Here is a 7,653-nt window from a genome sequence, read left to right as displayed (position 1 = left end):
GGCGGGGGCGGGCGCGCACGAGCGCTCCCGCCCCGGCCCCCGGGGCCCGCAGGGCCCGCACGGCCCGGTCGCTTCGACGTCGTTCATTCCCCAGGGGGTAGGGCACAAGTGAAATCGGACAGGATCGTCGTGGTCGGAGGCTACGGCGCCGTGGGCGCTACGGTCGCCGCCACACTCGAAGGATGGTTCCCGGGACGGGTCGTCGTCGCCGGGCGCGACGAGGCGAGGGCACGCCTACTCGGCGGCGTACGCGCCGACGTGGCCGACCCGGACGGATTCCGGCGGACGCTGGAGGAACTGGGCGACGTGGCGGCCGTCGTGCTGTGCGTCGAGCCGCCCGACACCGGCGTCGCGCGCGTCTGCCTGGAACGCGGCGTGCACCTCGTCGACATCGGTGCGACACGGCGGCTGCTCGACGGGGTGGCGGACCTGCACGACCTCGCCGCCGGGGCCGGGGCCACGGCCGTACTCAGCGTGGGCGTCGCCCCCGGCCTGACCAACCTCCTCGCCCGCCGGGTGCACGAGGCCGTGGGCGGCGCCGAGCGCATCGACCTCACGGTGCTGCTGGGCGCCGGGGAGCGGCACGGCGCCGACGCCGTGCGCTGGACCGTCGAGGGGCTGGCCGGACCGGTGGCCGAAGCCCCGCTGAGGACGACCCTGCCCGGCCACGGCAGGCGCACCGCGCACCCGTTCCCGTTCTCCGACCAGCACACGCTGCCCCGCACGCTCGGCGTGGAACAGGTGACCACCCGGCTGTGCCTGGACTCGAAGCCGCTGACCACCGCGCTGTTCGGGCTGCGGGCGGCCGCCCGCCGACCGGCCGTGCGGCGGGCCCTGACCGCCGCCTTCAGCCGGATCCACCTGGGAGGCGACGGCTTCGCCGTCCGGGCCGACGCCCGGCGCGGTGACCTCCACGCGGCCTGCGCCGTCACCGGACGGGAGCAGAGCCGCATGACCGCCCTGGCCGCGGCGTACGCCACCCGGGCACTGCTCACCGGAGCGCTGCCTGTGGGGGTTCACCACATCGAGCAACTGCCCGCCCTGGCAGACCTCCCGGAGAGCCTGGGCGCCCACGGACTCACCGTCTGGCACCGCGCCGACAAGCTCGGCCCCTGACCACCCACCCCGCGACGGGCTGGGCCTGCCCGTACGGCGGGGGCTCCGCCTGCCCCGGGACCGGTCCTGCCCGTACGGCGGGGGCTCCGCCTGCCCCGGGACCGGTCCTGCCCGTACGGCGGCGGGGCTCCGCCTGCATCGGGTCGGCGCTGCCCGTACCGCGGCGGCGGCTGCCCGCACCGCGGCCGGCCCGGCCCCTGCCGGCTCCGGCTCTGCCCGTGCCGCGGCCGGATCCGCCTACCTCGCCGGAGGCGGCCTGTCGCGCGCCGCGTGCGCTCCCTTACAGTGCGTGATGCCGAAACCGGTCCGTGCCGACGCGCAGCCGCCCGAACAGGAGCAGATCCGTGGCCACCCACGCCCGCCCCGGCCCCCTCCCGATCCCCTCCCCGGCCGCCCGCCCGGCCGACGAGCCCGACCCCGCCCTCGTACAGGACCGGCAGGCCGGCGGCGGGGAGCTCATCGATCAGTTCGCCGAGGCCCGCGCGCGGCTCGGCGGTGTCGCCGCACTCCGGCTCGGCCCGCGCCCCACCGTCCTGGTCACCGCACCCGAAGCCGTCCAGCACGTCCTCGCGCTGCGGCCCGACCTGTACGTGAAGCGCTCGCACCGGGCCCGGCTGCTGATCGGCGACGGGGTCCTGGCCGCGACCGGCGAGGCCTGGCAGCGCCAACGCAGGTTGCTCCAGGCCCAGTTCACCGGCCGCGGGATGCTCCGCCACGAGCAGCGGATCTCCGAGGCCGCGCGGACCACCGCGGCGCGCTGGGCGGCGTACGCCCGCGACGGACAGGCCCTCGACGTGGGCGAGGAGATGCGCCTCTTCGCCCTGGACACCATCTGGCGGTCGCTGACCGGACACCCGCTGGATCCCGACACCGCACGCGAACTGGCCGCCGTGCAGACCGTGGTGGCCGCGCTGCCCAGCCTGCCCGCCGACGGCGTCGCCGCCCAGGGGGCGGTGGCCGCCGAACTGGCCCGCATCGACGCCCTGTCGAGCCGGGCCATCGCCGCCGCCCGCTCCGCCGGGGCGGGCCCCCACGGCCCGGGTCTGCTGCACGTGCTGCTGGAGGCGGCCGAAACCTCCCCCGAGTACACCGACCGGCTGATCCGTGACGAGCTCGTCACCCTGCTGGTCGCCGGCCACGAGACCACCGCGACCACCCTGACCTGGCTCCACCTCCTGCTCGACCGCCACCCGCACGCACGGGAGCGCACCCTCGCCGCCGGACCGCAGGGCTCTCCCGAACGGCGCCGGGCGGTGCAGGCCCTCGTCCACGAGACGCTGCGCCTCTACCCGTCCGCCTGGATCCTGCCCCGCCACGCGACCGGCGACGACGTCCTCGCCGGGGGGTACGCGATCGAGGCCGGCACCGACGTCATCGTCTGCCCCTACCTCACCCACCGGGACCCCGGGACCTGGGAGGACCCCGGCCGCTTCGACCCGGACCGCTTCCTCACCCCCGGCCGACGGCCCACCCGCCCCGGCAGCTACGCCCCTTTCGGCCTGGGCCCCCGGGCCTGCCTGGGCCTGCAGTTCGCCCTCCGGGAGTCGACCGTCCTCCTCGAACACCTGCTGCCCGCCCACGTCCCGCACTTCCACTCCGTCCCGGCCAAGGCCTCCTTCGGCCTCACCGTCCGCCCGGCCGGCCCCACCCCCGCCACCCTCTGCGACAGCCCTTAGGCGCCGGGAAAACGCGTGGACCGCCCCGGCGTCCGTGCGGGACACTCCGACTCCTGTCCTGCTGGTCCGACAACACAGGGTTTGGGATGGGTTCACCAAAATCGCCCGACAGTACGCCGAGCAGGGGCTCGGTCCTCCTCGCACTTCGCTACTACGGACGGGAGTTGGCGCGCCTGCGCCTGCTGACCGCTCCGGCCATGCTGCTCCCGGCGCTGGGCAACATCGGCATCTTCTACGTCGCGCCGCTGATCGTCGCCAAGCTGGTCGGCGAGGTCGCCGACGGCGCCGCCGCCGGCATCGACGCGATGCTGCCCTACGTCCTCGGATTCGCCGGGGTCCTGCTGCTCGCCGAGACGCTGTGGCGCATCGGGCTGCACTGCCTCAACCGCCTCGACGCGCGCGGCATCGAGCACCTCTACGTCATCGGCATGGACGAGCTGTTCGCGAAGGACGCGGCCTTCTTCCACGACAACTTCGCCGGCTCGCTGACCAAGCGGGTCCTGAGTTTCGCCTCCCGCTTCGAGGAGTTCGTCGACACGCTGACGTTCTCCGTCATGGGCAGTTTCGTGCCGCTGCTCTTCGCGTCCGTGGTGCTGTGGCAGTACGAACCGATGCTCGTGCTCGGCCTCCTCGCGCTGATCACCCTGGCGGCCGTCTGCGTCACCCCGCTCATCCGCCGCCGACAGATCCTCGTCGCCCAGCGCGAGGAGGCGATCGCCCGGGTCTCGGGCCATGTCGCCGACAGCCTGATGAACATGGACACGGTCCGGGCGTTCGCCGCCGAGGACCGCGAGGCCGCCGAGCACCAGTCCCGCGTGGCGCAGTCGCGCCGGCTGACGCTCCGTTCGTGGGACTACGGCAACCTGCGCATCGACACGCTGGTCGCACCGCTCTCCGTGCTGACCAACGTGCTGGGCCTGCTGCTCGCCGTCGCCCTCGGCGCGGGGGAGCACGGCGTGGAGGCGATCATCGTCACCTTCACCTACTACGCCAACGCGACCCGCATCATGTTCGAGTTCAACCAGATCTACCGCCGTCTGGAGAGCTCGATGACGGAGGCCGCGCAGTTCACCGAACTGCTGCTGCAACCGCCCACCGTCCTCGACCCGCAGACGCCGGAGCCGCTGCGGACCGAGAGCGCCGACGTCCGGTTCGAGCGGGTGAACTTCTCCCACGCCGGAGCGCAGCCGCTCTTCGAGGGCCTCGACCTGGACGTGCCCAGCGGGTCGAAAATCGGCCTGGTCGGCCGGTCCGGCGGCGGCAAGACCACGCTCACCCGGCTGCTGCTGCGGATGACGGACGTCGACGGCGGCAGGATCCTGATCGGCGGCCAGGACATCAGCCGGCTGCGGCAGGCGGACCTGCGCAGCCGGCTCGCCTACGTGCCGCAGGACCCGGCGATGTTCCACCGCACACTGCGGGAGAACATCGCGTTCGCCCGGCCGGGCGCCACCGAGGCCGAGATCCGCCGCGCCGCCGAGGCCGCGCACGTCACGGAGTTCGCCGACGCCCTGCCGGACGGATTCGACACCATGGTCGGCGAGCGCGGCGTCAAGCTGTCCGGCGGACAGCGCCAGCGGGTCGCCCTCGCCCGGGCCATCCTGCGCGACGCGCCGATCCTGCTGCTCGACGAGGCGACCAGCGCCCTGGACTCCGAGAGCGAGATCCTCGTACAGGAGGCGCTGTGGCGGCTCATGGAGGGCCGGACGGCCCTCGTCGTCGCGCACCGGCTGAGCACGGTCGCCACCATGGACCGGCTCGTCGTCCTCGACCGCGGGCGGATCGTGGAGCAGGGCTCGCACCAGGAGCTCCTCGCCACCGAAGGCGCCTACGCGAAGCTGTGGAAGCACCAGTCGGGCGGTTTCCTCCACGAGACCCCCACCGCTGCCGACACCGTCACCCGTGCGCGCTTCGAACTCCGCTGAACCGGGGCCGTGTCCTGCGGAGCCGGAGGGGCGAAGATGAATAGCTTGTCCCGATGTGAGCGTCGAAGGTGAAGGTCAAGAGGTCCCGGGGCGGCGCAGGCTGGCCCGGGCGGTACTGACGGGCGTGGCCGCATTGGGCGCCGGGCTGGTGGCCGGCTCCGCCCGCGTGCCCATGGCCGCCCCGACCGGGGGCGGCGCCGGATCACGCCCCACCACACCGGAGTCGGCGCTGCGCGAACTGGTCGCGGGGAACGGGCGCTGGCGCACCTACCACGAGCGCCACCCCGACCAGACGCGCACCGTGCGGCGCACGCTGGTCGCCGGACAGCACCCGTTCGCCGTCGTCCTCGGCTGCGTCGACTCCCGCGTCCCGCCGGAGCTGGTCTTCGACCAGGGCCTCGGCGACCTGCTCACCGTGCGCTCGGCGGGGGAGGTCCTGGACGAGGCGGTCCTCGGGAGCATCGCCTACGGGGTCCTGGAGCTGCGCATCCCGCTCGTCGTCATCCTCGGACACCAGTCCTGCGGTGCCGTCGCCGCGGCCGTACGGGCCGCGGAGGGCGGGCCGCTGCTCCCGGGCCACATGCAGTACCTGGTCGACCAGATCCGCCCCGCCATCGACCGCGGGCTCCGCGGGGCCGCGCGGGTCGACGCCGCGATCACCGCCAACGTACGGCTGGTGGGAAGGCGGCTGGCCGCGGAGCCCGAGATGGCCGCCAAGATCGCCGCCGGGGCGCTGGCCGTCGTGGGGGCCCGCTACGAACTCACCAGCCAGCGCGTGCGCCTGGTCCGCTGAGCCCATGCCGGTCCGCTGAGCGCACGCCGATGCGCTCAGCGCACGCCGGCGTGCGAAACCCCGTTCGTCAGCCCCGTGCGGACGAGGCCGCACGTCCGGGTGATTGTTCCCCGCCGGGACGGCTTTCAGCGATCAAGGCACCCCCGGCCCTGGAGAGTTGGCTCATGATCACCGACTCTTCCCCGACCCCCGGCTCCGACCCCGCCCCCGGCTCCGACTCCGCCGCGGACACCGCCCGGCGCCCCTCCCGCCGCACACTCATCGCCGGCGCCGCCGTGGTCGCCGGAGGCGGCGCCCTCACGGTCGCCAGCGCGTCCGCCGGCACCCCGCAGGCGCCCGCCGGCTCCGCGCGCCCGGACTGGGAGACCTGCCTCACCATCGCCCGCGCCGTCCTCGTCCGGGGCGACGACGACCAGCCCCTGGTACCCGGTTACGCGGACATCCTCCTCAAGAACGGCCTGCCGCGCTCCCGCATGCCCCGCAGGAACGTGCTGGTGGTCGGCGCCGGACCGGCCGGCCTGACCGCCGCCCACCTGCTGCGCGAGGCCGGCCACGAGGTCACCGTCATCGAGGCCAACGGCAACCGCGTCGGCGGCCGGATCAAGACCTTCCGCACCGGCGGCCACGAGAAGTCCTCCGCGGCCTTCGCCGACCCCAAGCAGTACGCCGAGGCCGGCGCGATGCGGATCCCCGACAGCCACCCCCTGGTCACCGGCCTGATCGACAGTCTCGGCCTGAAGCGCCGGCGCTTCCACCTCGTCGACGTCGACGGCTCCGGCCGTCCCGCGTACCGCACCTGGATCTTCGTCAACGGCGTCCGCGTCCGCCGCGCCGACTACGCGCGCGCCCCGCAGACCCTGAACCGCTCCTTCGGGGTGCCCGCGGCGTACGAGGGGATCCCCGCCGCGCAGATCGTCCGCAACGCCTTCGCCCCGGTGCGCAAGGAGATCGAGGGCAGGAAGGACAGGGCACTCGTCGAAGGCTGGGCCCGCATCATCCAGCGCTACGGCCACATGTCGATGTACCGCTACCTCACCGAGGAGGCGAAACTCGACGAGCGCACCATCGACCTGATCGGAACCGTCGAGAACCTCACCTCCCGCCTCCACCTCGCCTTCGTGCACAGCTTCATCGGGGCCTCCCTCATCAGCCCCGACACCGCCTTCTTCGAACTGCCCGGCGGTACCGCGACCCTGGCCGACGCCCTCTACGCCCGGGTCGAGGACATCGTGCGGCTCGACCGCCGCGCCACGCGGATCACCCACGGGGAGGGCCGGGTCACCGTCGACACCGTCTCCGAGGGCCGCGACGGGCGACCCGTGCAGCGCGAGACCTTCACCGGCGACACCGCCATCATCACCGTGCCCTTCTCCGGCCTGCGCCACATCCCCGTCACCCCCGCCCTCTCCTACGGCAAGCGGCGCGCCATCACCGAGCTGCACTACGACGCGGCCACGAAGGTGCTGCTGGAGTTCAGCCGGCGCTGGTGGGAGTTCGACGAGGCCGACTGGAAGCGCGAACTGGAAGCCGTGCAGCCCGGCCTGTACCGCAAGTACCAGCTCGGGCAGACCCCGGAGGACGGCACGCTGCTGGGCGCCCACTCCTCCGTATCGCGCAGCGGCATCTCCGCCGCCCAGCGCGCCCACTACGCGGCCTGCCGCAGCCGCACCCGCGACCAGCCCGAGGCCGCCGGGGTCATCGGCGGCGGCTCGGCCACCGACAACCCCAACCGGTTCATGTTCCAGCCCTCCTACCCCGTCGAGGGCAGCCGCGGCGGGGTCGTGCTCGCCTCCTACAGCTGGTCGGACGACGCCCTGAAGTGGGACTCCCTGGACGACGCCGAGCGCTACCCGCGCGCCCTGGCCGGCGTCCAGGAGGTGTTCGGGCAGCGGATCGAGGTGTTCTACACCGGCGTCGGACGCACCCAGTCCTGGATGCGCGACCCGTACGCCTACGGCGAGGCCTCCGTGCTGCTGCCCGGCCAGCACACCGAGCTCTTCCCGCACGTCCGCACGGCGGAGGGGAACCTGCACTTCGCGGGCTGCCACACCTCCATCAAGCCGGCGTGGATCGAAGGAGCCCTGGAATCCGCGGTGCGCACCGCCTTGGAGGTCCACACCTCGGCGTGACGGGCGGCCGCAGG

Annotated in this window: 5 protein-coding genes; all 5 read left to right on the top strand. The window is 74.0% G+C overall.

Annotated elements, in window-relative coordinates; genetic code table 11:
• Positions 1–108: 108 nt before the first annotated feature.
• The 5 genes from AVW11_RS28630 to AVW11_RS28610 all read left to right on the top strand — a co-directional run bounded on the left by AVW11_RS28630 (position 109) and on the right by AVW11_RS28610 (position 7,639).
• On the top strand, positions 109–1,116 hold the full coding sequence (locus AVW11_RS28630) for a saccharopine dehydrogenase NADP-binding domain-containing protein (protein ID WP_240528295.1): 1,008 nt from the start codon (positions 109–111) through the stop codon (positions 1,114–1,116).
• A gap of 344 nt (positions 1,117–1,460) precedes the next feature.
• Positions 1,461–2,792, top strand: a complete 1,332-nt coding sequence (locus tag AVW11_RS28625) for a cytochrome P450 (RefSeq protein ID WP_076046458.1) — start codon at positions 1,461–1,463, stop codon at positions 2,790–2,792.
• Between the two features lie 86 nt (positions 2,793–2,878).
• Complete coding sequence (locus AVW11_RS28620; protein WP_076046457.1) at positions 2,879–4,717, top strand: ABC transporter ATP-binding protein; 1,839 nt, start codon at positions 2,879–2,881, stop codon at positions 4,715–4,717.
• A gap of 55 nt (positions 4,718–4,772) precedes the next feature.
• Positions 4,773–5,510, top strand: coding sequence for a carbonic anhydrase (locus AVW11_RS28615; RefSeq protein ID WP_225884991.1), 738 nt, complete (start codon positions 4,773–4,775; stop codon positions 5,508–5,510).
• A gap of 164 nt (positions 5,511–5,674) precedes the next feature.
• Positions 5,675–7,639, top strand: coding sequence for a flavin monoamine oxidase family protein (locus tag AVW11_RS28610; protein ID WP_079070688.1), 1,965 nt, complete (start codon positions 5,675–5,677; stop codon positions 7,637–7,639).
• Positions 7,640–7,653 lie beyond the last annotated feature (14 nt).

It is taken from the genome of Streptomyces amritsarensis (genome assembly GCF_001953875.1).
Taxonomy (GTDB): domain Bacteria; phylum Actinomycetota; class Actinomycetes; order Streptomycetales; family Streptomycetaceae; genus Streptomyces; species Streptomyces amritsarensis.
This window is presented reverse-complemented; position numbering and strand designations above follow the sequence as displayed.

Excerpts from the sequence above, each read along its gene's own strand:
- AVW11_RS28620 (WP_076046457.1), top strand. The coding sequence starts at position 2,879 with ATGGGTTCACCAAAATCGCCCGACAGTACGCCGAGCAGGGGCTCGGTC.
- AVW11_RS28610 (WP_079070688.1), top strand. The coding sequence starts at position 5,675 with ATGATCACCGACTCTTCCCCGACCCCCGGCTCCGACCCCGCCCCCGGC.